Origin of the sequence: Kitasatospora sp. NPDC002551 (genome assembly GCF_040296005.1) — a bacterium.
In the GTDB taxonomy this organism is placed as follows: domain Bacteria; phylum Actinomycetota; class Actinomycetes; order Streptomycetales; family Streptomycetaceae; genus Kitasatospora.
In genome coordinates, this window is sequence record NZ_JBEOWI010000002.1 from 267,184 (window position 1) to 290,482 (window position 23,299).

Annotated in this window: 21 protein-coding genes; 12 read left to right on the forward strand and 9 right to left on the reverse strand. The window is 72.6% G+C overall.

What is annotated here, in order from left to right; genetic code table 11:
* The first annotated feature begins 103 nt into the window (after nt 1–103).
* The gene (locus ABT093_RS03565; protein WP_350559865.1) at nt 104–2,065 is read left to right on the forward strand and encodes an ATP-binding cassette domain-containing protein; all 1,962 of its coding nucleotides are present in this window, start codon (nt 104–106) and stop codon (nt 2,063–2,065) included.
* Nucleotides 2,066–2,132: 67 nt separating this feature from the next.
* On the opposite strand, the gene ABT093_RS03570 is transcribed toward ABT093_RS03565, so the two are convergent.
* The 4 genes from ABT093_RS03570 to ABT093_RS03585 all read right to left on the reverse strand — a co-directional run bounded on the left by ABT093_RS03570 (nt 2,133) and on the right by ABT093_RS03585 (nt 7,633).
* Complete coding sequence (locus ABT093_RS03570; RefSeq protein ID WP_350559868.1) at nt 2,133–2,837, reverse strand: hypothetical protein; 705 nt, start codon at nt 2,835–2,837, stop codon at nt 2,133–2,135.
* Nucleotides 2,838–2,979: 142 nt separating this feature from the next.
* A complete protein-coding gene (locus ABT093_RS03575; protein WP_350559871.1) occupies nt 2,980–3,312 on the reverse strand; it encodes a hypothetical protein in 333 nt (110 codons plus the stop codon).
* Nucleotides 3,313–3,520: 208 nt separating this feature from the next.
* Nucleotides 3,521–4,663 carry a hypothetical protein gene (locus ABT093_RS03580; RefSeq protein ID WP_350559874.1) on the reverse strand — a complete coding sequence of 381 codons (1,143 nt, stop codon included), beginning with the start codon at nt 4,661–4,663 and terminating at the stop codon, nt 3,521–3,523.
* Between the two features lie 498 nt (nt 4,664–5,161).
* Entirely contained in the window at nt 5,162–7,633 is a 2,472-nt protein-coding gene (locus ABT093_RS03585; protein ID WP_350559877.1) for an ATP-binding protein, read from the reverse strand.
* Nucleotides 7,634–7,812: 179 nt separating this feature from the next.
* Between ABT093_RS03585 and ABT093_RS03590 the strand changes: the two genes are divergently transcribed.
* The 5 genes from ABT093_RS03590 to ABT093_RS03610 all read left to right on the forward strand — a co-directional run bounded on the left by ABT093_RS03590 (nt 7,813) and on the right by ABT093_RS03610 (nt 13,361).
* Entirely contained in the window at nt 7,813–8,184 is a 372-nt protein-coding gene (locus ABT093_RS03590) for a peptidase inhibitor family I36 protein (protein WP_350559880.1), read from the forward strand.
* Nucleotides 8,185–8,597: 413 nt separating this feature from the next.
* Nucleotides 8,598–10,157, forward strand: a complete 1,560-nt coding sequence (locus ABT093_RS03595) for a hypothetical protein (RefSeq protein ID WP_350559883.1) — start codon at nt 8,598–8,600, stop codon at nt 10,155–10,157.
* 325 nt (nt 10,158–10,482) lie between these two features.
* Entirely contained in the window at nt 10,483–11,688 is a 1,206-nt protein-coding gene (locus tag ABT093_RS03600; RefSeq protein WP_350559886.1) for a hypothetical protein, read from the forward strand.
* Between the two features lie 19 nt (nt 11,689–11,707).
* The gene (locus ABT093_RS03605; protein ID WP_350559889.1) at nt 11,708–11,893 is read left to right on the forward strand and encodes a hypothetical protein; all 186 of its coding nucleotides are present in this window, start codon (nt 11,708–11,710) and stop codon (nt 11,891–11,893) included.
* A 103-nt stretch (nt 11,894–11,996) separates the two neighbouring features.
* Nucleotides 11,997–13,361: a DUF6895 family protein gene (locus ABT093_RS03610; RefSeq protein ID WP_350559892.1), complete on the forward strand. Its 1,365-nt coding sequence runs from the start codon at nt 11,997–11,999 to the stop codon at nt 13,359–13,361.
* 231 nt (nt 13,362–13,592) lie between these two features.
* Here the strand turns inward: ABT093_RS03610 and ABT093_RS03615 are convergent, their stop codons facing one another.
* Together ABT093_RS03615 and ABT093_RS03620 are read right to left on the reverse strand one after the other, a co-directional pair.
* Nucleotides 13,593–14,102 carry an HAD domain-containing protein gene (locus ABT093_RS03615; RefSeq protein ID WP_350559895.1) on the reverse strand — a complete coding sequence of 170 codons (510 nt, stop codon included), beginning with the start codon at nt 14,100–14,102 and terminating at the stop codon, nt 13,593–13,595.
* A 40-nt stretch (nt 14,103–14,142) separates the two neighbouring features.
* On the reverse strand, nt 14,143–15,033 hold the full coding sequence (locus ABT093_RS03620) for a methyltransferase domain-containing protein (RefSeq protein ID WP_350559898.1): 891 nt from the start codon (nt 15,031–15,033) through the stop codon (nt 14,143–14,145).
* Nucleotides 15,034–15,400: 367 nt separating this feature from the next.
* On the opposite strand from ABT093_RS03620, the gene ABT093_RS03625 reads away from it, so the two are divergent.
* Together ABT093_RS03625 and ABT093_RS03630 are read left to right on the forward strand one after the other, a co-directional pair.
* Nucleotides 15,401–16,060, forward strand: a complete 660-nt coding sequence (locus ABT093_RS03625; RefSeq protein WP_350559901.1) for a hypothetical protein — start codon at nt 15,401–15,403, stop codon at nt 16,058–16,060.
* Between the two features lie 150 nt (nt 16,061–16,210).
* Entirely contained in the window at nt 16,211–16,738 is a 528-nt protein-coding gene (locus tag ABT093_RS03630) for a peptidylprolyl isomerase (protein WP_350559904.1), read from the forward strand.
* A gap of 126 nt (nt 16,739–16,864) precedes the next feature.
* On the opposite strand, the gene ABT093_RS03635 is transcribed toward ABT093_RS03630, so the two are convergent.
* Nucleotides 16,865–17,815, reverse strand: coding sequence for a 5'-nucleotidase (locus ABT093_RS03635; protein WP_350559907.1), 951 nt, complete (start codon nt 17,813–17,815; stop codon nt 16,865–16,867).
* A 574-nt stretch (nt 17,816–18,389) separates the two neighbouring features.
* Here ABT093_RS03635 and ABT093_RS03640 point away from each other — a divergent pair.
* Together ABT093_RS03640 and ABT093_RS03645 are read left to right on the forward strand one after the other, a co-directional pair.
* Nucleotides 18,390–18,806, forward strand: coding sequence for a peptidoglycan-binding domain-containing protein (locus ABT093_RS03640; RefSeq protein WP_350559910.1), 417 nt, complete (start codon nt 18,390–18,392; stop codon nt 18,804–18,806).
* A 456-nt stretch (nt 18,807–19,262) separates the two neighbouring features.
* A complete protein-coding gene (locus ABT093_RS03645) occupies nt 19,263–20,180 on the forward strand; it encodes a hypothetical protein (protein WP_350559913.1) in 918 nt (305 codons plus the stop codon).
* 65 nt (nt 20,181–20,245) lie between these two features.
* Here ABT093_RS03645 and ABT093_RS03650 read toward each other — a convergent pair whose 3' ends face one another.
* Entirely contained in the window at nt 20,246–21,433 is a 1,188-nt protein-coding gene (locus tag ABT093_RS03650) for a response regulator (RefSeq protein WP_350560064.1), read from the reverse strand.
* A gap of 102 nt (nt 21,434–21,535) precedes the next feature.
* Nucleotides 21,536–21,751, reverse strand: coding sequence for a hypothetical protein (locus ABT093_RS03655; RefSeq protein WP_350559916.1), 216 nt, complete (start codon nt 21,749–21,751; stop codon nt 21,536–21,538).
* 484 nt (nt 21,752–22,235) lie between these two features.
* On the opposite strand from ABT093_RS03655, the gene ABT093_RS03660 reads away from it, so the two are divergent.
* Both ABT093_RS03660 and ABT093_RS03665 read left to right on the forward strand, forming a co-directional pair.
* On the forward strand, nt 22,236–22,592 hold the full coding sequence (locus tag ABT093_RS03660; RefSeq protein ID WP_350559919.1) for a hypothetical protein: 357 nt from the start codon (nt 22,236–22,238) through the stop codon (nt 22,590–22,592).
* 359 nt (nt 22,593–22,951) lie between these two features.
* A complete protein-coding gene (locus ABT093_RS03665; RefSeq protein WP_350559922.1) occupies nt 22,952–23,296 on the forward strand; it encodes a helix-turn-helix domain-containing protein in 345 nt (114 codons plus the stop codon).
* Nucleotides 23,297–23,299 lie beyond the last annotated feature (3 nt).

Here is a 23,299-nt window from a genome sequence, read left to right on the forward strand (position 1 = left end):
ACTTTCGGCGCCCGCCTGGCGTGACCCGAAGGAGAGGCCCCTGGTCGCCCGGCCCGGCCACGGGCCGATCGTTTCCGTGCCACGCGTTCGAGGAGGCCCCCGCTTGAGCTCTCCCGCCCCCACCACCGGCAGATCCACCGGAGCCGACGGATCGCACGACGCCGACGACGCCGTGATGATGGAGTGGCAGCCCCCGGGCAGCGACGCCGAGATCATCGACGGCAGCAAGACCACCCTGCGGGCCACCGCCCGCGCCCTGCCCCGCCTGCTCGCCCTCGCCCTGAGCCTCGGCCGCCGTGCCGACCGCCCCGCCCTGGTCGTCCTCCTCACCTGTGCGGCGGCCTCCGCCACCGCGCAGGCCTGCGGTCTGCTGGCCACCACCGGCATGATCACCCACCTGGTCGCCGGTACCGGCTCCATCGCCGAGCGCCTGACCCGCTCGCTCCCGTCCGTGGCCTTCCTCGCCGCCATGGCCGGCACCTCCGCCCTGCTGCGCATCACCGGCGAGTGGGCCGCCGAGCGGATCGGGCCGAAGATCGCCCGGGCCGCCGAGCTGGAACTGATCGACGCCGCCACCCACGCCGAGCTGACCGCCTACGACAACCCCCGCTTCCAGGCCGCCTGGGACGCCGGCGACCGAGGCGCGAGCGCCACCCGGGACCTGCTCTCCCAGGCCCGCGACGTCATCGGCCACACCGCCGGCCTCGCCGCGGCCGGGATCGTGATCGCCACCATCCACCCCGCGCTGCTCCCGCTGCTCGTCCTCGCGGTGATCCCGCAGGCCCTGGCGCGCACGGCCGCCGCCAACGCCTTCTACCGGGCGATGATGGCCACCTTCGGCGCGACCCGCGCGGCCAACGTGCTGCGCTGGTTCCTGTGCGACCGCCGGCTGGCCGCCGAGGTCCGTTCGAACACCATCGCGCCGTTCCTGCTGCGGATCTACGGCCGGGCCGCCGCCAAGGTCACCGACGCCACCGACGCGGCCGCCCGACGCGGCGCCGTGCTCGCCCTGTACGGGGCGGTCGCCTCCGGTGTGGGCGCGTGCCTGGTCTGGGGCGGCCTCGCGTGGCTGCTCGCGGACGGCCGGGTCACCCTGGCCTCGGCCGGCACGGCGGTCATCGCGCTGCGCGCCGCCGCCTCCGACCTGCACGCCGCCGCCGACTACAGCGCCGCCGTCCACCGCACCGGACTCTACGTCGGGGACTGGCAGACGTTCATCACGATGGCCCGCGCCCAGCGCCTGGACCGCGGCACCCTCGCCCCGCCGGCCGGCACGTCGGTGATCGAGGCACGGGGCGTCACCTTCAGCTACCCGGGATCGGACCGGGTCGCCCTCAAGGGCGTGGACTTCCGGGTCCGCCGGGGCGAGATCGTCGCCGTGGTCGGGGTCAACGGGGCGGCGAAGTCCACCCTGATGAAGCTGCTGTGCGGCCTCACCCTGCCCGACACCGGAACGGTGACCTGGGACGGCGTCGCCACCCGCGACCTCGACCCGGACCTGCTGTGGCGCCAGACCGCCCTGGTGCAGCAGGACTTCGCGCACTGGCCGCTCACCGTGCGGCAGAACATCACCCTGGGCCAGCCGCACGAGCCCGGCGACGCGGCCGTGCTGGAGGCCGCCGCGGCCACCGGCGCGGACGAGGTGGTCGCCGAACTGGCGGGCGGCCTGGACACCCTGCTGGCCAAGGAGTTCTGGGGCGGCGCCGAGATCAGCGAGGGGCAGTGGCAGCGGGTGGTCACCGCGGCCGCCTTCCACCGGTCGCGCTCCGGCACGCTGCTGATCCTCGACGAGCCGACCAGCGCGATGGACCCGCGGGCCGAGCACCGGATCTTCACCGGTCTCGCGCGGGTCGCCCGGGACTGCGCGACGGTGCTGGTCACCCACAACCTGGAGAACACCAGGGTGGCGCACCGGATCGTGGTGCTCGACCACGGCCGGGTGATCCAGGAGGGCACCTTCGATCGGCTGGCCGCCGAACCGGGGATGTTCGCCGACCTGCGGGCCCTGCAGCACGACCGGGCCGCGAGCGTGCCCGCCCAGCGGACCGACCCGGCCCGGTCCTGAGGACGCCCACGCCCCGGTGGAGGCGGTCCGCCAGGGGGGCGTGCGCGGGCCGGCCGGCCCCCGGCGGTCAGACGTGCAGCTGCGCGGCGAGCTTCTCGGCCAGGGCGCGCAGCGGCTCCCCGGTGAGCGCCGCGTCCGGGGAGGCCGCCTCGGTGCCCTGGCTGACCAGCAGGGCCAGATCGCCCTTGTCCGCGACCGGGAGCCGGGCGATGCCGACCGACCCGCGCCCGGGAGTGGTGCCGGCCCGGCCGGGGGAGGGCTGGTCGCGCGAGACGGTGACCAGCTGGTCGGCCGAGAGAGCGCCGGCCCGCTGGATGTAGGGCAGGGCCAGGTTGACCGCGACCCCCTCGGCCGGGGCGGCGAGCACCCCGATCTCCACCGGGGTCGTTCCGGCGGTGTAGGAGCACCACACCTGGACGCTCTCCGGTCGCGCGGGCAGCGTGGCCGGAGTCCGGCCGGGCGCGCTGCCGGCCGGGAGCGGCCGGGCGTCCTCGGACGGGACGACCTCCGCCCGCACCGGCCCGTCCGTTCCCCCGGCCGGGGTGACGCCGCGCTCGATCCCGGCCGCCTTCAGCGCGCCGGCCAGGTCCAGGCCGAACGGGCAGGAGGGCTGCGGACCGAGACCCTGCACCGTCGACTTCAGCTCGGCGAAGGAGAGCGCCGCACCGCCGGACGGGGCGGCGCCGCCTCCGGACGACGAGCAGGCGGCCGTCCCGAGCAGGAGCCCGGCCAGGACCACCGCGGCGAGCGCGGTCTTGCGGTCAGTTGTCATCCGGTCAGCCTACGGTGCCCGCCCGGCCCCACCCGGCCGTCCCCGCCCCGGCGGTCCCCGCCCCGGCCGTGAACGGGCCGTGAACGGGCCGGGGACGGGCGCGGGACGGGCCGTGGCACGGCCGGGGGCCGGCGCCGGTGGTTCACCCGGCCGGGTCCTCCCCCGGGAGCGTGCCGGCGGTAGCGGCGCCGGGCGGGCCGGGGATGACGCCCTGTCCGGCGTTGCGGCAGATGCTGCAGGTGTGCCAGTGCGGTCGCAGGAGTGGTCGGTCGGGATAGTCGGAGTGGTGCGGCGCGAGGGTCATGTCGGAGGTGTCCAGACCGCACAGGGTGCGGGGACCGCAGGCCCCCGAGGCCTCCGTGGGAGCCGTGTGCGCCCGGCGCACCGGGATCTCGGGCTCGGCGGGTCGGTGGTCGGCTCCGAGGAGCCGGATGCTGGTCGGTGTGTCAGGTTCCAGTACGACGACGATGTCCATCTCCTCAACGTGGCCGCAGCGCCGCCCCGCCGCACCCGCACGGTGGCATCCGGACCAATCGGACACCGGCGGGGGACGCCGCACCACCTGACGGAGTACCAGGCGCCCCCGCCGGGGACGCGGCGCCGCCGTCCGTCGCCGTCCGTCGTCGCACCGGAACCCGGAGGGGCCCGGACGCTCGCGGCGTCCGGGCCCCTCCGTCGGCGGATCAGAACGCCGAGGTGTACGCGGTGAGGAAGCGGGACGCGACCGGCGAGCCGGAGGAGCCGTTGAAGCACAGCGGGTAGAGGTTCGCCGTGCCGGCGCTGCGGGCCCAGGGCGTGGCCAGGCCGCAGTAGTCCGGGCCGCCGCCGAAGGCGGTGACCTGCGCGGTGTCCGAGGGCACGGCGATGTTCGGCAGGTTGACGTTGTAGGGGACGGAGCCGGCGAGCGTGTTGACCCCGCCGGAGGAGTTGAAGTTGGTCCCGGCCGGCACGCCGCCGTTGAACCACAGGTAGCCGTAGGACTTCGGCGGCAGCGCAGCCCCGTGCACGGCCCGCTTCTCCGCGTAGCTCAGCGTCCACCGGGTGTCGTACGGCGCGCCGAACGCGTTGAAGCAGGTGACGACCACGGTCTGGCCGCCCGCGGAGGGCGCCCATTCGGCGACCTTGCAGCGCGCGCCGTTGACCGCGTCGACGGCGGTGACCTCGATGTTCCCGGCGGGCGTCGGCTGGCCCAGGCCGGGCAGCCAGGCCTTCCAGGTGCCGGTGCCGCCGTAGCCGACGGTGTTGGTGCCGCCGGCGGAGTTGTACTGGCCGATCACCGCGCCGGTGGAGTTCGCGTAGACGTAGCCGTAGCCGCCGACGGCCGGGGACGGCACGCCGCTGCTGGTGGTGTAGAGCACGGTGAACCGGGTGTCCTCGGGAGCGCCGCCCGGCCGGTGGCAGCCCACCGAGACGTCCTGCCCGGTGCCGGCGGTCGACCAGCCGCGGACCTGGCACCAGCTGCCGGTGCGGCCGACGGCCGTCACGTGCGCGATGCCGCCGGGGCCGGCGATCAGCGGGAAGTGCACCACGTAGGACCCGGTGCCGATCTGGTCCACCTTCACCGGGTTGGCGGCCGGCGAGGGCCAACTGCCCCACTGGCGGGTGGTGTCCGGGACGTAGCCCGGCGGCGGGGTCGGGTTGTCGAGGTACGCGAAGCCCCAGCGGTCGGGCACGGCGGCGTGCGCCGCGCCGGCCGCCGGGAGGCTGACACCCACCAGGGCGGCCAGCATGGCGAGGACGAGCAGCAGGGACCGGACGGCGCGCTGCGCGCGGCCGGCGGGGACGGGTCTGACCGGTGGTACGGCGGTGCCGGCGTGCATGGGCATACCCCTTGGGTGTGAGGAGATCACGGGCGGCCTGCGCGGTGCTGCCCGCCCTGCCGGTGCGCCCGTGCCGGGGTGAGCCGGTGGGCTTGGGCCGACGGGGAATGCCGGTCCGTCAGGGAGGGGACCGGCGCTGCCCGGCGTCGGCCGGCAGTGACGGGGTCGGGGGTCAGGCCCGACGGCGCTCACATCGTAGGGGCGTGCCGGACGGCGGCACAGTCCCGCGGCACGCGCCGCCCGGCCCTTCGCGCGACGGCCGGAGGCCGCCCCTCCGGGTGCCTCCCGCCCCGGCCGCCCCGCCCGCCGCCGCACCGGCACCACCGGTTCCGCCGCGCCCGCCCCGCCCCGCCGGCGCGCTGACCGGAAACCGTCGTTCCGGCCGGTCGTCCGGCGCGCCGCCCCCGGGGCGGCCGATCCGGTCAAGGCACCGGCCGGGCCGTCGACCCGGCCCGTCCCCGCCGCCCGCGACCGGCCTCCCGCGCCTGCGCGCCTCCGCCGCCCTTAGGCGCGCACCGGGGCCGGGAGGCGGTCGTCCTCCGGCCCCGGCGGCGGGGTGCCCGGCACGGGTGCGGCGAGGGCGAGCGCGACGGCACCCTCGGCGTCGAGGGTGCGGCCGTGGGCGAGGGCCCGGGCCAGGCGGTCGGGGCCGAGCACGGCCCGGAGCCGGTGGTGGTTGCGGTCGCCGGCGGCGAGAAGGTCCGCGAAGCCGAAGAGCCGGCGGCCGGGTTCGGGCCAGATCGAGGCGGCGGCACCGACGAGGTGGGCGGCCGCCTCGGGATTGCCGAGATCGGCGAGGACCCAGGCCGTGGTCTCCAGGACCGTGGCGGTGCCCCGGGTGTCCTGGAAGAGGCGCTTGACCGTCAGGCTGCGGCGGAAGCCGGCCAGCGCCTGCGCGGTGCGCCCCTGGGCGTGCCGGACCATGCCGATTCCCCAGAGCACGTACGACAGGTGCCACTGCTCGCCGTGCGCGTGGGCCACCGCCGCGGCCCGCCGGAAGGTGGCGAGCGCGGGGCCGGTGTCGCCCAGGAGGAGGTGGGCCATGGCGGCCTGCGACACCGCCTGCTGGACGCCGAAGGCGTCATCCCGGGCGAGGAACCCCTGTTCGGCGAGCTGGGAGAGCCGTAGCGCGTCGGCCGCCCGGCTGCTCCGGAGCGCGGCCAGGCCCTGCACCAGCCGGGGCCCGGCCGCCGGGCCGGGCGTGTCGCCGACGAGCCGCAGCGAGCGTTCGGCGTAGCGCAGGGCCCGGCCGTTGTCGCCGCACATCGCGGCGAGGTAGGCGCCGGTCCACAGCGCCTCGGCCCGTACCGCGGCCGGGCCGCCGCGGCGGGCGAGGGCGGCGTCCAGCCAGTGGCAGCCCTCGTCGACGGCCTCGGTGTGCCAGTAGAACCACAGGGCGGTGGCCATGCGCTGGGCGGTGGCTCCGCCGTCCGGCAGGGTGAGCGCCGAGGACAGCGCGGCGCGGAGGTTCGGGTATTCGGCGCGCGTCCGGGCCAGCGCGGTGCGCTGGTCGGGCCCGTGGGCGGCGGAGGCGACGCGCTCGGCGAAGCGCGCGTACCACGCGCGGTGCCGGGCGCGGGCCGCGTCCTCGGCGCCGGCGGCCCGCAGCCGGGCGAGGCCGTACTCGCGGACGCTCTCCAGCATCCGCAGCCGCACCGCCGTCCGGTCGCCGTCAGAGGTGAGGACGGAGCGCTCGACCAGCGCGGTGACGACGTCGAGCGCCCCGGCGTCCGCGGCCCCGCTGTCTGAGGCCCCGGTGTCCGCCGCGCCGTCCGCGCCCATCTCCTCGGCGGCCTCCAGCGAGACGTCGCCGGCGAAGACCGACAGCCGGCACCACAGGGCCCGTTCCGCGGGGTCGCACAGCTCGTAGCTCCAGTCCAGCAGCGCCTGCAGGGAGCGGTGGCGGGGGTGGACGGTGCGGTCGCCGTTGCTGAGCAGGGCGTGCCGGTCGCCGAGCCGGCGGGAGAGCTGGTGCAGCGACATCACCCGCAGCCGGCGGGCGGCCAGTTCGATGGCCAGCGGCAGCCCTTCGAGCTGGGCGCAGACCTCCTCGGCGAGGGCCAGCTGTTCGGGCGGCCAGCCGAGACCGGGGGCGGCGGTCTCGGCGCGGTCGACGAGCAGCCGCACGGCCGGGCTCGGCCCGTCACCGCGGTCGGCCGGGAACGGGGCGACGGACCCGGCGGAACGGAACGACAGCGGGCCGATCGGTACCACCGTCTCCTCCGGCAGGCCCAGGCACTGCCGGCTGGTGGCCAGGACGGCGACGGCGGAGGTCCCGCCGAGCAGGGTGCGGACCGCGCGGGCGCAGGCGTCCACCAGGTGCTCGCAGTTGTCCAGGACGAGCAGCGCGCGGCGGTCGGCGAGGGCCTCGACGAGCCGGACCGAGGGGGCCCCGGTGGAGTCGGACGGAACGCCGAGCGCGCGGAGCAGCGTGTGCGCGAGCACCTGCGGATCGGTGGTGTCCGCGAGCTCGATCCACCACACGCCGTCCGGATAGGAGTCCCGGTTGAGTGCCGCCGCACGCAGCGCCAGCCGGCTCTTGCCGACCCCGCCGGTCCCGGTCAGCACGACCAGCCGGGAGCGGAGTAAATGGCGGGTGACATCGTCGAGTTCGGGTTGACGGCCGACGAAGGAGGTCGTCTCGCCGGGCAGCCGCCCCACCGCCGCCGCGGGCCGCTCGGCGCGGGCGCCGGCGGTGGTGCCCGCCGCCGCGCCGCCGGCCACCGCGCGCCACCGGGCCCGCCACGGCTCGACCTCGGTGACCCCGCAGGCGCGCAGATAGCCCGCGACCACCGGCCAGCTGGCGAGGCGGTGTCCGGCCGCGGCCGAGGACAGGCTGGAGGGGGAGTAGTTGGCCCGCGCCGCCATCGCGCGGTAGGTCGGCGAACCGGCCGCCGCCCGCGCCTGCCGCAATGCTGCGGCGAACGCCTCGACCGGTCCACTGTCCGGGGCGAGGGGCCCTTCACGGCGTCCCATCCCACGGCCTCCCTCTGTCGCGCCGAGTGCTCGTCGATCGACCGAGCGTTGATGACCAATTGTTCAACGCTCGCGCGGTGATGGTGACCAACGCCCGGGGCGGACAGCCTGGTTGGCACCGGTCCCGGCCCGTGCCGGGGAACCCCGTGATCAGTAGTACCGATCCGAGGAGGGTCACCATGCGACGCGCACTCCTGTCCGCCCTGTCCACCGCCGTCATGGCCGCCGCGCTGGCGGTCGGCCCGGTCCCCGGCGCGCACGCCGCCGGGACGGCCGACTGCCCGCGCGGCTGGCTCTGCGTCTGGGACCAGACGGACTACCAGGGCCACATGTTCAAGTTCAAGGACGCCAACGCCACCTGGCCGGCGGCCATCGAGAACCACGACGCGTCCTGGTTCAACAACGGCACCTCCGGCCTCACCGCCTGCATCTGGCAGGGCGGGGCCTACACGGGCACCGTGAAGGCGGTCAAGGCCGGCGCGTCCTCCCCGCGCGACTCCGCGCACGCCCACCGGGGCAGCTCCAACGACTGGCGCAGCACCTGCGAGTGACCGCCGTCCGTGGTGCTCGACGCCCTGTCAGGGCGCGTGCCGCAGCCAGGCGTCGAGCACCGCGTCGTCCGCGTCGGTCGGCCCGGTGCGCGGACCGACCCGGTGGAGCAGGGGCGGGTTCCGGGATCGCGCGGACGGGCTGGTAAGTGAGCGGGTGGTTCCTGGATCACCTTCCTTCGCAAAGGCTCGATGGTGCTGCTACGTGGTTCTGGTCAGGCAGGGGCCAATTCGGGACAGAGCCCGGGGACAGCAGGGTTCGGACAACAGGGGTTGCCTACTGTCGGTGGGGCTGCTGGCATTCCCCAGCGGGACTTTTGACCTTCGTAGGACCTCGGTGGCACCCGGCAACAGCCCGAGTGAACGCGCGTCTTCTGCCCGTATCCCGTGAAAGCCAAGGTAGGGAGTCCATACCCGTGCCCTCCGTGCTGCACTACGAGATCGTCACGGATCCGACACCGCTTCAAGTCTCGCGTCCCGGCGCGCCGTCCGTAGGGGCGGTGTATGTGGTCGTCTCCAACACGAGCCTGTCCGAGGTGAAGATCGAGCACATTGACGTGCTGATTCCGATCGGCACCGGGAGCGCTGACCTGACGGACAACGTGTCGGCGATCAAGGCGAGTGTCACCGGGACCTACGACAAGCCGTCAGGTGCGGAGCCGAGCTTCGTCTGGCACAGCGGGGGCCGCTTCCGATTCGCCTTCACCTCAGGGAAGCGGGTGAGGCTGCCCGGACAGGAGTCCTTCGTCCTGAAGCTGGAGAACATCCCGGTGTCCGACCAGGCAGGGCTGGTTGTCATCGGGATGAACGAGAAGGCGGCCAATGGCGGCACGTCCATCAATCGCTACCCCTTCGTCACCAACCTCGCGTTGGTGAAGCAGACGCCACTGGTCCCGCAGAACCTCCGCGCGGAGGTCGCCTTGGTGGACGCCGGCGATGACGTCGTCCTGTACTGGGACGGTCCGGACAGCCTCAAGTACTGGATCCGTTATCCGGATGGGACTTTGGAGCCCGTCGACCCGCCGGCGCGTCCCGTTCCCGTACCGTTCGGGCCGCACCGGCACACTCCCGCCCTCGCCCTGACACGGGGCACCACCTACACCCTCGTAGCCGGGACGACCGACGGCAACGGAGAGGTTCAGGAGGGGTACTTCCTCACCACCACCGTCCATGCGAGCATCCCCGAGTTCGAGAGCGGCGTGCGTGCCCCTTGGGCCGAAGGAACGGACGAGCAGGGCCGGGTCACCTTCACCACGGGCGGCGTGAGGGTCGACAACGACAACGGCGCCCTGGGGGCGGTCCTGGCCGGGACCGCCGACATCCACGAGGTGAGGACCGAACAGGTCAGGGGGAGGGGCGCGAACGCCGGCCGGATCGAACTCCCCGACGCCGGCATCACCGTCCATCATGGCCCTGGTCCGGAACTCGGCGCCGTCGTCGCCAAGCGCATCGACGCCGAGGGTGTCAACACCACATGGGCCGGCGACCGCACCGCGGGCAAGGGCTGGATCGAGTTCCCGTCGGCGGGCATCAGCATCCGCAGGGACGGCGGCCAGGAGTCGGGCGCCGTCGCCGCCGACAGGGCGGACCTGAACAGTGTGACTACGCAGTGGGCCGAGGGCCCCAGCGGTACGAAGAGCCGTCTCGCCTTCACCGACACGGGCGTGAAGATCACCGACCCTGACGGCCACCGCGGCACCATCGTGGCGGGCGAGACCAACGTCCGCAGCGTCGTCACCCCCTGGGTCTCGGGGCCCCAGCCCGGCGCGGGATGGATCGCCTTCCGGGTGGAAGGGGTGGACGTGATGCGGGACAGCGAGGTGTCCTTCGGTACCATCCGGGCCGCCTCGTTCGAGGAGAAGGACGGCGGGACCGGACGGCCCCTGCACCGGAGGCTCCCCCCGTACGCGTGGCCCCCGAAGCCGGACAAGCAGAAGCCCTCCACCTCCAGCAACCTGCGTGAGGATCCCGAATAGGCGATTGGCCTCGTTCGGTCGTCCGTTGGGCCCGCGCCTCCAGCTCGCACGCGAGTGGAGCCCTGGTGGGATCTGGCCTCGATGAACGCCGGCAGCGGCTTGGGCACACCGCTGCCCCGGCTTGTAGCAGGCCGATCCCACGAGGAACGCTCCGTATTCGCGGCGCCGTTTGCGGGAGGCGCGGTACCCGTCGACAGCTGTCACCGTGCGTACAACCTTGTGGATCCAGCCCCGCGAGATGCGCCTTCCGCATCGGCGAGTAGGATTGTACGTAATCGAATCGACGCATCATCAGGTCTTCAGTGACTGGACAGGCCGGTCAGTCATGAACCAAAACGACTTGTGGGCGCCCTTCAAGTTGCTGGGTGACAGCATCGCGTCCGAGTGGCGCGCACACGACTATGCGGAAGACGCGTTCGGTGACATCTCCGCGAGGCTTCTGACCGAAGGCGCCTTCCTCTCTGAGGCGGACGCGCTGGAGCTGGCCTCCCGAGCCGCGGTCGAGCCCGAGTTCCCCGTTCAGGTTGATCTGGATGCACTCTTCGGCCAGCCGCCGCTCACGCTCTACAGCACGAGCCGCTTCCACATCAGCCTGCTGTACGGGCTCGACGCCACGACGTCCATTCACGAGCACGCGTTCCAGGGCGCCTTCCAGGTCGTCTGCGGCTCCAGCCTTCACAGCACGTGGCGCTTCGACGAGCGGACGCGGGTCTGCGGCCGGCTCCGCGTCGGCAGCGCCACCCGGCAAGGGAGCGAAGTCCTCACCGTGGGCGACGTTCGCCCCGTCCTTCCGGGTGCCCGAGGCGCCCATGCCCTCTTCCACCTCGACGAGCCCTCGGCGACACTGGTCGTCCGGACGAGGTCCGACCCGTCCGCGCAGCCCCAGTGCGACTACTACCCGCCGTCACTGTCGGTCGCTTCCTTCGCCGACGACGCTTCGCTGACCCGCCGCCTGCAGTTGCTGCACCTCCTGAGACGGACCGACGAGGGCAGACTGCGGGAAGCCGTCCGAACCGCCCTCTGCCTCGACGATCTCGGCTCCGCGGTCACCGTGCTGCTCACGGCGTGCCGGATGGAACTCGGCGACGCCTTCACCGAAGAGGCGGCGGGCATGCTGGCGGACCGGGACGAACGACTGGGCAAGTCACTCCGGGGGGTCGCCGCGAGAGTGGTGCGCGACCACCGCCTCATGGCACTGCGCCGGCGGGTGACCGCTGCCGAGCCGCGCCTGGTCCTCGCACTCGCGCTGAACGGCCTGGACCGCCGGAGCGCACTGGGAGCGTTCGCCGAGAGGTACCGGACCGATCCGGTGGACCGACTGGCAGGAGCTGTCGGGGAGTTGCTCGCCCGGACCGACGGGATGGAGCCCTGCGAGCCTCTCCTCGAAATCCTCCGCGGCCTGCTCGGCGGGCTCCCCCCGGAATCCCTCGTCCGCGATCTCGGTCGGCGCCCGGAATACCGGCCCCGACTCATCGAGAAGATTGTGAGTGCGCTCCTGCAGTCTCCGTCCCTGGGTCAGCTATTCCAGTAGTGGAAAGGAGGTGAGAGCAATGGAACAACGCCCGGTGAACCTGGAGAAGCTCGCCGACGAGCTGTCGAGCAGCGAACTCATCCGCCTGGTGGAAAACCTCCGGAGCCAGTTGTCGCCCGAGGTCATCGGCAGCGAGAGGGAGGCCGCGGCGCACACGATCTGCAATAACAACTACTGCATCGTGGTCCGCCCGCTTGAGAAGTAGGAACCGCCGCGGGGCCGCAGGGGCCGGGCTCGTACCTGAATTCGACTCCTGCAACCGCCCCGCGCGCCTCGGAACGAATCATCCACCGCGAAGGTATGCCGCCATGGCCAGCCGCCACAGTCACCTGACGGCGCCGCCCGAGAACAGGCCCCGGGCGGACCAGCTGCGCACCCGGATCAATGAAGTACTGGAGTTCGCCCTCGGGAACCTCCGGCTGATCGACGACTATTCAGAGCACTGGAAGGACGAGGCCGACGCCATCGTCCGCACCGAGGACAAGATCGCCATCGAGACCTCGATGCTCCTGCTGGTGGTGGACCGAGCCGGGGGAGGCCAGGATCGTGCGGTGTGGGACGGGCTCGTGGAGTTCTGTGAGAGCAGGTGCCGGAGCCCGCGCGTCCGATGTGCGATCGCCCGCCATCCCCGGGCGGTTTCAAGCCTGGGTCTGGGACACTACTTCCTTTCCGCGCTGGGCCGCCCCGACGAGGGCATGGACGAACTGGTCCGCAACGCGGTCGCGACCGGCCACGCGGGAACCGAGGAACTCGTTCCCTTCCGTCGCCTCGAATTCCGCTGGGCCCAGCGGAAGGCCGGAGGCGGATCCTCCGAGCAGCTCGGCCAGGTGTCACCGGCGTGGCAGGCCGGGGCGTCGGCCATCGCGTCCGACCACGACGGCCTCTACACCACCCGGGAGGACTGCTACGCGCTGACGCACACGCTCATGTACGCCACCGACTTCGGATCGGACCGGATCCCCGGGGCCGACGAGGACCGGCTCAGGTCCTCGATCGGATCCGCTCTCTGCTTCGCGGTCGCGATCCGTGACTTCGACCTGCTGGGCGAACTGCTGCTCGCCGACGCGGTGCTGCCGGGAAGCGCGTCCGCGTTCGCCTGCTGCGGATGGGCGCTGAGAACCCGGGTACTGAACAGCGGGGGCTCTCTCCCCGGCCCCGCGTTCCGCGCGGACGAATACCGGCACCGGGGAGCCCCCGGCCGGGCCTCGTACGCGTTCCAGCACTCGTACCATCCCGCCTACGTCGATGCGCTGCTCTGCGCGACACTCCTCCGTCGCCAGGACGAGTGGCCCGAATCCGATCCGCACGGCGGGGCGGCGCCTGACCCGGGGACGCTCCGCCGGATCGTCGACCTCGCCTGGCCCGATCCGTCCTCACCGGGGAAGGAAACCGCCCTGGAGCTGTGCGCCCTCCCGATCCCGCTCGCGGCCCGCGTCGAAACCCTCGTCGAGGTCGCGGCCATCGAGACCGTCCGACGCTACGACCTGCTGGCACTGCGCCAACTGCTTCGCGCGGTGCACGGAAGTCCGCTGGAGCGGAGCAGGGGAATGCAGGTCACGGCTCGGTTCCTCGCGAACCAGATCGCCCTTTCCAGGCAGTTGGAACCGCCACCCGCCCGTCCGGGCATCAACGAGCCGGTACGGTCAGCGGGATCCTCCGTAAGCCGCGTCTGACCGTCCGCACGAGGTGGTCCGGATCGGCGAAGGCCGCATTGGCCGGGAAGCCGCGTCGCAGCAGCGACCAGCGAGGCATCACCACCCGGTAGGACGGGACCCCGGAAAGCTCCCTCGCCGGCCTCCGCCTCCGTGGCGCGATGTTCTGGATCAAGGACCTCACCCGGCCCCACTGATCACGGCCGAACACGTGCCCCGGGATCCTGACGAGCCGCGGTGCTCGGCGCTCCGTCAGAGTGCCTGCCGCAGCCAGGCGTCGAGCACCGCGTAGTCCGCGTCGGTCAGCCCGGTGCGCGGATCGACCCGGTGGAGCAGGGCGGGCCCCGGGTGGTGGGCGGCGACCCAGGCCCGGTCGGCGGCGCCGATCTCGTCGTCGACCCAGGCGAACGGGCGCCCGCCCGCCCACGCGACGAGCGCGCGGGTCTTCCAGTGCAACCCCGCGCGCACGTCCGGTTCCTCGTCGCCGGACGGACCGGGCCAGTCCACGACGGCCAGCTGCGGCAGGCCGAGCAGGGGAGCGACGTACGCGTTCGCGTCGTCCAGCCACGTGGTGGCCCACACGGCCTCGCACGGCAGTGCGGCCAGCCGCGGCCCGTGCCGCGGGTCGAGCCTGGCGAGCAGCGGGTTCCCGCCGGCGTCCGCCGCCCTCCCGTACACCGGGTACGGCGTCGCACCGCCGAACGGGATGAGCGGGCCGTCGACGTCCAGGAACAGCAGCGGACGCCGCGTGGATCCGGTCACCCCCGCACCCTACCGGGCGCCCGCCGTCGCCCGCCGTCGGTCAGTGGGCGGTTTTGCGGGCGCTGACCATCACGTAGCCCAGCTTGTCCCGGCACAGGTCGAGGATGAGGGGGTACGCGGTGTCGAGCTGCCCGGCCGCCTCTGCGCCGAGCCGGCGGGCGAGCTGCTCACGACGGCCCGCGTACACCAGGGGGATGAGGTCGTAGGTGGGGGCGAAGTCGGCGCTCCTGTCCAGGACGCGTTCGATCGCGAAGCCCGCCCCGCGGACGAGGGCGGGATAGTCGTCGAGGGACCGGGGCAGCGGGGCGAGCGCGAAGCCGCCGCGGAACAGCCGCGCCTCCTGCTCGGTGAACGGCACGGCCTCCAGACAGTCCGCGAGGACGAGACGGCCGCCGGGCCGCAGGACCCGCCATGCCTGCCGCAGGGCGCGCGGCCGGTCGGAGAAGTGCGCGAACGACTCGATCGCCCAGAGGGCGTCGAAGGACTCGTCCTCGAACGGCAGGTCCATCGCGTCACCGTGTACGAACTCCGCCTTCCCGGGCGGCTGTTCCCGCTCGGCGCGGGCGGTGGCCTGCTCGGCCTGGCTGCGGCTGGCGGTGATGCCGATGACGTGCCCGCCCGACGCGGCGGCCAGCCGGACGGTCGGCCGGCCGGTGCCGCAGCCGATGTCCAGCGCCCGCTGGTGCGGGGCGAGGCCGAGTTCGGCGATCAGGTCGTCGGTCCACCGGTCCTGGGCCGCGGTGAGTTCCTGCCACGCCTCGTCGGCCGACAGCACGCGCCCGGGATCGGGGCGCCGACCGCCCTCCCACATGCCCATGTGCATGTTGTCGCCCATCGTCAGGCTGTACAGACCGCCCAGCCGGTCGTACCAGGCGCCGACCTCCTGCGCGGACGGCCCCTGACCGCTCTCCTGCTCCACGGCGTCCTCCACGTTCGCTGCGTATCCGGCGGCACGGCGCGCCCCGGTGTCCCACGCTTCGCCCCTCATCCTGCGAGCCCGCCACCCCCGCCGGAAGGGAGCGCCACCCGGCGACCGGAAGCACAGCGCTCCCCACCCGGCGCGCGCCCGCCGCTTCACGACCTCGTCCCGGTCGGCGCCACGCAACGCCAGGAGCACACCGGACCCGCGGCACCGCACGCCATGGCCGCCACCACATCGGCGCACTCACCTGGAACCGAGGCCCGGCCCGACCCCTGCCCGGCAGTGCTCTCGCAGGGCATGCGAGCATGCCGGATCAGGAGCGGCGGCCGGGGCACGAAACGGATGCCGCCGACGACGCGGCGAAGGGCTGGAACACATGCGGGACCTCTCGGCGGAGCGACAGCGCGTACGGCAGTCGCCGCCGCCCGAACTCGTCGCCGAGGCGGCGGCCAACCCGGGCGGATCGGTCGCCGCGATCGACCCGGAGTACATCGGTGATCCCAACGGCTACGTTCCGGCCGAGGCGATCCAGGGCGCCTGGGTCGTCGGTCCGGACGGGAAGCTGACCGGCGAGTTCAGGGAGAACCCGAACTACGGTCCTCCCAAGGACGACTTCGCCGAGCTCACCGGGTCCGACCACTGGCTCGACTGGCTCGGCGAGCCCGCCCGGGCCATCCGCGACTCCATCGCGCACTGCCTGAGCGACCAGGTCCAGGGAGCGGAGCTGGAGTGGGTCAAGATCCTCGACGAACCCCGCTATCTCACGGGCGGTCGGCGCAGCCCCGGTCACGAGGACCGGATCATCGTCACCAGGGCCGGACTCGCCGTCTCCTTCGCACTGTCCGTGACGGCGCCCGGACACAAGCGCGAGATCCTCACCGGCGTCTTCACCTGGGTCGCGGCCCGGCTCGACCAGCCGGACGGCAGGAAGGACCAGGTCTGGCTGGACCTCTGGAGCGACCTCGACCGGGCGGAGGCCGAACTCCGGGAGCGGATCTACCTCGTGGGACAGCCGGCCCCGACCCCGGAACCGTGACGCGTTCCGCACCCCGTCGATCCGCCCGGGCCGGACGTCCGTTCGGCCGGCGCCACCCGTCCGGGTGAGATGCCGTGTCGCCGCCTTCGGAACGCGCCGCTCGACCCGAAGACTGTCCGGGTCACAGGACCCGACGACCTGAGGATCGAGATGGCGCAAGAGCTGTACGCGACGCTGAAGACCAGCCTGGGAGACATCGTGGTCCGGCTGCTGCCGGACCACGCCCCGAAGACCGTCCGGAACTTCGTGGAGCTCGCCACGGGGGAGCGGCAGTGGGTCGACCCGAAGACGGGACAGCCGACCACGGAGAAGCTCTACGACGGCACGGTCTTCCACCGGGTCATCGAGGGCTTCATGATCCAGGGCGGCGACCCGCTGGGCAACGGCACCGGCGGGCCGGGCTACAAGTTCGCGGACGAGTTCCACCCCGACCTGGCGTTCACCAAGCCGTACCTGCTCGCCATGGCCAACGCCGGGCCCGGCACCAACGGCTCCCAGTTCTTCATCACCGTCGGCCCGACCACCTGGCTCACCGGCAAGCACACCATCTTCGGCGAGGTCGCCGACGAGGCCGGCCAGAAGGTCGTCGACGCCATCGCCACCACGGAGGTCAACCCCCGCAACGACCGCCCGGTCCAGGACGTGGTGCTCGAACAGGTCGTCATCGAGACCCGCTGACGAACGGCCCGCCCCGGCCCCCGTGTTCCCGGCCTCCGTGTTCCCGGCCCTCGTGTTCCCGTCCCCCCGTGTTCCTGGCCCCGGGCCGGGAACACGGGGGGACGGAGGACCGAGGGACGTCCCGCATCAGGGAGCGGGCGCGTCCGAGGCCGGCTGGTTGAGCAGGCCGAAGGGCACGTGGACGCTGGGAGTCGTCAGAGCGGTACTGGTCAGATGGCCGGCCTGGTCGTCGAAGAAGATGTGCGGCCGCAGCACGGACATGATGCGGCCCTTGTCGATCCCGCCGAGGAAGAACGCGTCGTTCACGCGCAGGCCCCAGTGGTTCAGGCTCAGCACGGCGCGCTCGTGAGCCGGGGCGTTGCGGGCGGTGACGATGGACACGTGCACGCGCATCCGGTACGCCGGGTTCGCGCGCTGCTCCTCCTCCTCGCGCCGCTGGATGCGGTTGACCGCGGCGAGGAAGTCCTTGAGCGGTCCGGGGGCGTGGGCGACGCGCGCGTTCGCGACCTCGTGGGTGCGGAACTCCTCGATGCCGCCGCTCTTGTAGAGCCGTTCGGCGGCGTCGTCCGCGAGCACGCCGTCGAAGTCGAAGGCGATCCGCAGGTCGGTGTCGTCGTGGTCGTCGGCGGCGGCCGGGCCCAGGACGGTCCCGGCGGGCAGGCCGAGCGCGACGGCCTCGCGCACGTCCTCCTGGTCCGCGGAGAGGAACAGCGACATGCTCAGCGCCGGCATGAACCGGTAGGGCGAGCGGCCCTGCATGAACACCGCCCGGCTGATGCTCAACGTGTGGGACTCGATGGAGCGCATCACCCGCAGACCGGTGTCCGGGTCGTTGCGGGACAGCACGATCACCTCGACCAACGGGTCCGCGGCCGGGGCGAGGTCGTTCAGGGAGAGCAGGCGCCGGATGAAGGAGAACGCCACCCCCGGATCCAACGTGTCGTCGAGGTGCTTGCGCTGGTAGGCGCGGTACGCGTCCTCGCCCTGCTCGAGAAAGACCCGGTCGCTCTCGGTGAGATCGAACAGGGCGCTGGAAGCGATGCCGACGACGAGCCGGTCCGCGAGTTCGTACGGCACACCGGCCTCTTTCCTCACATTGGCAAAGGATCATCACATCATCGCATCGACGAGAGGTGCCTGGCCCTCGCTCCGTGCACGGTCCCGCGGAAGCCGCCGATCGCCAGGCCGACGTCGAAGGGTGCTGCCGTCGAGGCGCCCACGGCGGTGAGCGAGGACAGCTCGCCGTCCGCAGGGTGCGGGAGGCGGAGCGCGTCATGGTGGTGCTCGCTCTGCTGAAGCCGAAGCGCAGCCCTGCCCTGCCAATCCCACCAGGGGGGGCGAAAGCGACATCGCGGGCAAGCGATAAACCGGCGCCGGTGGTGAACGATCGAGGCCGGGTCTTCCGCCGTGGAGGGTGGGGCGCTGAAACATGGGCGAATCAGGGGGAAGAAAACCTGGCAAGACAATCTGGATCTTTCGCGCAATTGCCACCGATTTATAGGTCCATGACCTGTGTCTTTGCGTAATCGTCTCGCGATGCGGACGCTCTGGCTCTTTTCCTGAAGCGGTGGCAGCATCTCGGAGGACGGCGCGAGCCTCGCCCGAAAAGGCGACGGCTCCCTGCGCCAACGGGGCAATGGGAGGGAATTCAATGCGAGCAACACGGCGGGCAAAGCTGGCGGCGCTGGCGGTGGCGGCACTCGCCGTCCCGACGGGGCTGGTGGTCGGCCCCGCGGGAACGGCGTCCGCGGCGGGGGTGACGTGCAACAGCTTCAAGTCGTACTACGGCGCCGATGTCCCGTACTACACGGGGACGGGCTCGGTCGACTGCTACATGGGCCAGGGCGCCAGTAGCGATGCCGTGTGGGGGCTGCAGTTCACGATGAACTACTGCTACGGCGAGCACCTGACCGTGGACGGGAACTTCGGTGCGCTCACCAGGGCCGCGCTCATCCGGACCCAGCAGAAGGCCGGCACGCCCGCGGACGGCGAGTACGGGCCGAACACCCGCAAGGCCATCCTCCACGACGTTACGTCACCGGGCACGGGCTGCATCCGGGTTCCTTAGTTCCTGCTTCGAACCCCGACCGGGGGGTCAAGAGCCCTCGGCCGGGGATAAGAGCTCTGCGTAGGCGATCGGGGAGCGGTCACGGTGACCGCTCCCCGAACGCCTACCCGCCGGCCGGCCCCGGGCGGACGAGATCGTCGCCGCGTTCCGCCGACTGTGGGCCCTTCCCCGTCTGGCCTGATCATCGCGACCCTCCCGACCGGCACCGGAAGGAGGAATCCCGCCGTCACCGGCCCGGTGGAAGCCGGCGCCCCCGCAGCGACCTGCGACGCCGACGCGCACGTCTACCGGGCGAAGCCCGGCGGGGAGGACGGAAGAGGCACCACGGGCACAGGAACAACCGGCAGCTGTCGCTACCGGTACACCGGGCGTTCGGCGGCCTGTCGGAAACACCTTCGAAGATGTCAGTGGTTCGTGAAAGTGTTCTCCCTGCTCACCCCATCTGACGGAGAACCTGTGACGATCCGCCGCACCACCCTGATCACCACCGCCACGCTGCTTGCCCTGTCCGCCGTGGCCGCCTGCAACGACGGCGACACGCAGTCGGCCCCGACAGCCGCTGCCAGTTCGCCGGCCACGGCGAGTGCGACCGCGACCGCGAGTGCGAGCAGCACCCCGAGCGCGACCGCGACCACGCAGGCCCCCACGCCCACCGCGACCGCCACGCCCACCGCCACGCCGACGCCGACCGCTACGCCGACCGCCACGGGCGCGCCGGTCGACGCGTCCGGCGCGTTCGACCCCGCGGTGGCCCTGGCCAACGCCGACCGGACGCCGTACGCCGCCACCGAGACCCTGAAGACGACCGCGACGGCGGACGGCCAGGGGTCCGTGATCGCCGGTACTGGCCGGGTCAACTTCAACACCCCGACCCGTGAAGGCCGGAGCGAGACGAAGATGACGCTCGGCGACAGCGACGAGCCTCTGCTGTGGATGGAGGTGATCAACACGGGTACGGCCATCTACACGCGTGACAAGACGAAGCCCGGAAGCGCCTGGAGTCCGACGGACACCGACAGCGACGCCCGGGTCGACGACGCCACCGTCTACGCCAAGGCGCTCGTCGAGGCCGGCCCCGCCGCCCGCAAGGGGATGGAACAGAAGAACGGCATCCCGGCGTACCACCTCGCCGCTCGCCTGACGGCCGCCCAGATCAAGAACATCGACCCCAAGGGCTACCAGAAGATGGTCGACAAGGGCGTCGACGCGAGGGACTACGACATCTGGATCGACCGGGCCGGCCGCGTCCTGGCCCACACGATGTCCATGAAGGTGCCCCGTGGCGGCACGACCGTCACATCCGTGAGCACCGTGACCTACACCGACTTCGGACCCCGCGAGACCTTCACCGCGCCGACCGCCGCCGCCAGCTGACCGGCCGGCACCCCATGAGCTGTCCGGCCCGTACCCGCTCCGGCACCCGGGCGGGCGGCAGGTGGTCAGGAGGGCTGACGGGGCCGGAGGGCGGTGAACAGGAGCTGGTCGGCGGCGTTCCCGGGTTGCCGAGTCGGCATCGTGCGTGGTGTGCCGCGGTAGTTGAGGTACATGCCGGTCAGGACGGTGACCTTGGCGCGCAGGACCCAGGGGTCGAGCGGCTTGACGATGAAGTCGACGGCCCCGGCGCCGTAGCCGCGCAGCGAGTTCTCGGGGCCGTCGCCGATCGCGGTGACGAAGATGATCGGGATGTCGCGGGTCTGCGCGCGGTTCTTGATCTGGACGGCGGTCTCGTAGCCGTCCATCCCCGGCATCTGCACGTCCAGGATGATCACGGCGATGTCGCTGTGCTGGAGGAGCGCCTTCAGGGCGTCGGGGCCGGACGCGACGGGCAGCACGTCCCAGTCGGCGGCCGCGAGAACGGCCTCGAGCGCCACCAGGTTCGCCGGCTCGTCGTCGACGACGAGGACCCTGGGCCTGCCGGCGGCGGTCGCGGCGGGGACAGCGGGCTCGATCCGGGGCGGGTCCTCACCGGCCTGCTGCTCGGCCACGACCAGCTGGCGCTCCAGCAGTTCGCAGCGCGCCTCGGCGGCGAGCTGACGGCGAAGCGCCTCCGCCAGCTCGCTCTCGAGGCGGGCGACCTCCTTCTCCAGTGTCCGTCGCTCCCGCAGCAGACCGTCGCGGCCGCCGGCGTACAGGGTGACCTCGTCCGCGCGGGCGCGTTCCCGCGCCCAGTCGCTCTCCAGCTGGTTGAGGCGCAGCTCCAGGTCGGCGATGCGGTGGTTCTTGTCGAGCAGGGCCTCGCCGAGGACGTCGCTGTGGGCGGCGGACCGCCGGGACAGGCGGTCGGCTTCGGCCAGCTGGAACTGCAGCTGCTGCACAGCGTGGCTGACGGAGGCGTTGGTCCGCTGCGCGGCCGCGTGCAGGGAGCGCAGCAGCTCGATCGTCTCGGTGGTCGCGACACTGCCGCGGTCGGCACCGACGTCGGTGAGCAGGTCCTGGACGAACTGCCAGGGCGGGATTCGCTGCCCGGACAGGTAGCGGGAGAGTGCTCCTGGGCTCAGGTGCCGGCGGGCGCTGTAGCGGCGCATCGACACGGCGGGCCGCAGCCCTGCGAACAAGCTGCGCAGGGCCTCGGCGAAGGCGCGGCACTCCTCGTTCAGATCCGGGCTCAACGGCTGGAGGCTTCCCACCCGGTTGCCCTCCGGTGTCTCACGGGTCTCCACAACGTCACCATCCTCGCAGTGTCGGACGGGCGGTGGCCCGGGAACCGCAGGACCCGGGCCGCGCCGGGTTCAGGACGCGGACGTCGTGTCCGTGGGCTCCTTCTCGGGGCCGGCGATGAGCTGGTTGACGACCGGAACGCTGACGCCGAAGGCGCCGACGCCGTACAGGACGCACTGAGCCGGGTGCACTCCTCCTACGGCGGCCAGGATTCCCGCGCCGATACCCGCGAGCAAGCCGATCAGCAGCACCAGAGCTGCCCTGGGCGACAGCAGCGCACGCTGCACCTTGAACCTCCTCGATCGGTGGCGACCTGCGTCGGCCACGACCCGCGCGTCAGCCCGTTCGGTCTGACGGTGCGCCACAGCATCGCGCGCCCGGGTGCCGTTGCGCCGCCGTTTCCGGGCCGGAAACGCCAGATGGCAACAGCGGTTCGACCGCACCCGGTCCGCCTGCACCTTCGGCTCCCGCGCCGGAGCGGGGGGCGGAGCAGTTGGCCGGAGCGCAATCACGGGGCAGCCCGTTCCTCGGCCGTCTCACGGCGTTCCTCCAGCCGTTCCGGCCCACCGGCGCGGGAGTGCGATACGGGCCGGGGCGCGCTGCCGTGATCCCGGCCTGGGCTTCCACCTCCCGCTCGTGGCCGAGTGCTTGTCACCCTGAAGAGTGCGTGTGTGCCCGGGGGCCGTGTGGGGGTGGACGGTTCCGGCCTGGGCCTGAACCGTCCAGGTCCGTCCTCTGCTCGGGAATTGCCCGGTTCGGCACGATCGTTCCATGTACCTGGTTCATGTGTTCCTGGACGCCCCCGCAGGTTGCGACGGGCTGTCCCACGGTGTCCGCGAGCTGTTGCTGGCCGTCGCGGTCGTGGAGGAGGGGGTCGAGCACGTCTGTGTCCATGCGGGTGCCGTGCGGTCTCCCGTGGTGGGGGTGTTCGTGGTGGCGGATCGTCTGGAGGACGCGGAGGAAAGCGCGCTGGCGTTCTGCCGGCGTGCGGTGGCCGCGGTGCCGGAGCTCGCGGGGTGGCGGGTGCGGAGCGGGCGTGTGCCGCTGGTCGGCGCGTTCTACGAGGGGCTGCTGGCCGCTCCGGGCCCTGCCGGCCGGAACGGCCCTGGGACGATTCCGTCCATCTGACTGCTCTGCCGGCCGGCTGAACATCGCGCTGACGTTTCGTGCCGCTGCCGGGCGCCTATGAGGACTCCCAGAAGAAGCGGCCTTCGCGGTGGTCGGGGCTGACGAAGCCGAAGCCGTAGCCGCCCGGCTGCTGGCCGGTTCGCTCTCCTGGCGGCCGGGTCCTCGCCCAGCCGGCAGCGCGAAAGCTCCAGTCAAGATCGTTTGGCAAATGGTCAAGATCACCTGACACGGGACACCTGTCAGAGGACAAGTGCCACCGCGGGTCGAGGACTGTGCTGCTATTGAGGTGCTTGTGCGACTATTTAAGTGGCTCTCAATGAGGCACTCTGTGCTACCTTCCTCGTCGGGAGGTATGTGTGATGTCCGAGATCTTCGCTGCGGTGGACGCGTTGCTGGCCAAGGCCCGGGACGGTGGGGACCTGCCGGAGCCGGCCGAGCGGGAGCGGCTGCGCAAGGCCGCGGGTCTGACCCAGGTCGAGGTGGCCGAGGCCTTGAAGACCCGGCGGGAGACCTTCGCGAAGTGGGAGTCCGGCACCGCCCAGCCCCGCGCGCCGAAGCGCGGCGCTTACGCCTTCCTGCTCGCGGGCCTGGCCGACATTCACGGCACCCGGGGACCGGACGGCTGGCTCGCCCTCGCCCGCCGGGCCCGCCCGCTCGACACCGCCGCCACCGCCGCCACTGCCACCGCCGACGAGGGGGAGTGAGGC

What these genes read in the sequence shown, in the direction of transcription:
- ABT093_RS03590 (WP_350559880.1), top strand. Translation starts at nt 7,813, where the DNA reads ATGCGACGCGCACTCCTGTCCGCCCTGTCCACCGCCGTCATGGCCGCC.
- ABT093_RS03570 (WP_350559868.1), bottom strand. Translation starts at nt 2,837, where the DNA reads ATGACAACTGACCGCAAGACCGCGCTCGCCGCGGTGGTCCTGGCCGGG.
- ABT093_RS03585 (WP_350559877.1), bottom strand. Translation starts at nt 7,633, where the DNA reads ATGGGACGCCGTGAAGGGCCCCTCGCCCCGGACAGTGGACCGGTCGAG.
- ABT093_RS03660 (WP_350559919.1), top strand. Translation starts at nt 22,236, where the DNA reads ATGTACCTGGTTCATGTGTTCCTGGACGCCCCCGCAGGTTGCGACGGG.
- ABT093_RS03600 (WP_350559886.1), top strand. Translation starts at nt 10,483, where the DNA reads ATGAACCAAAACGACTTGTGGGCGCCCTTCAAGTTGCTGGGTGACAGC.
- ABT093_RS03610 (WP_350559892.1), top strand. Translation starts at nt 11,997, where the DNA reads ATGGCCAGCCGCCACAGTCACCTGACGGCGCCGCCCGAGAACAGGCCC.
- ABT093_RS03575 (WP_350559871.1), bottom strand. Translation starts at nt 3,312, where the DNA reads ATGGACATCGTCGTCGTACTGGAACCTGACACACCGACCAGCATCCGG.
- ABT093_RS03625 (WP_350559901.1), top strand. Translation starts at nt 15,401, where the DNA reads ATGCGGGACCTCTCGGCGGAGCGACAGCGCGTACGGCAGTCGCCGCCG.
- ABT093_RS03665 (WP_350559922.1), top strand. Translation starts at nt 22,952, where the DNA reads ATGTCCGAGATCTTCGCTGCGGTGGACGCGTTGCTGGCCAAGGCCCGG.
- ABT093_RS03580 (WP_350559874.1), bottom strand. Translation starts at nt 4,663, where the DNA reads ATGCCCATGCACGCCGGCACCGCCGTACCACCGGTCAGACCCGTCCCC.
- ABT093_RS03605 (WP_350559889.1), top strand. Translation starts at nt 11,708, where the DNA reads ATGGAACAACGCCCGGTGAACCTGGAGAAGCTCGCCGACGAGCTGTCG.
- ABT093_RS03640 (WP_350559910.1), top strand. Translation starts at nt 18,390, where the DNA reads ATGCGAGCAACACGGCGGGCAAAGCTGGCGGCGCTGGCGGTGGCGGCA.
- ABT093_RS03630 (WP_350559904.1), top strand. Translation starts at nt 16,211, where the DNA reads ATGGCGCAAGAGCTGTACGCGACGCTGAAGACCAGCCTGGGAGACATC.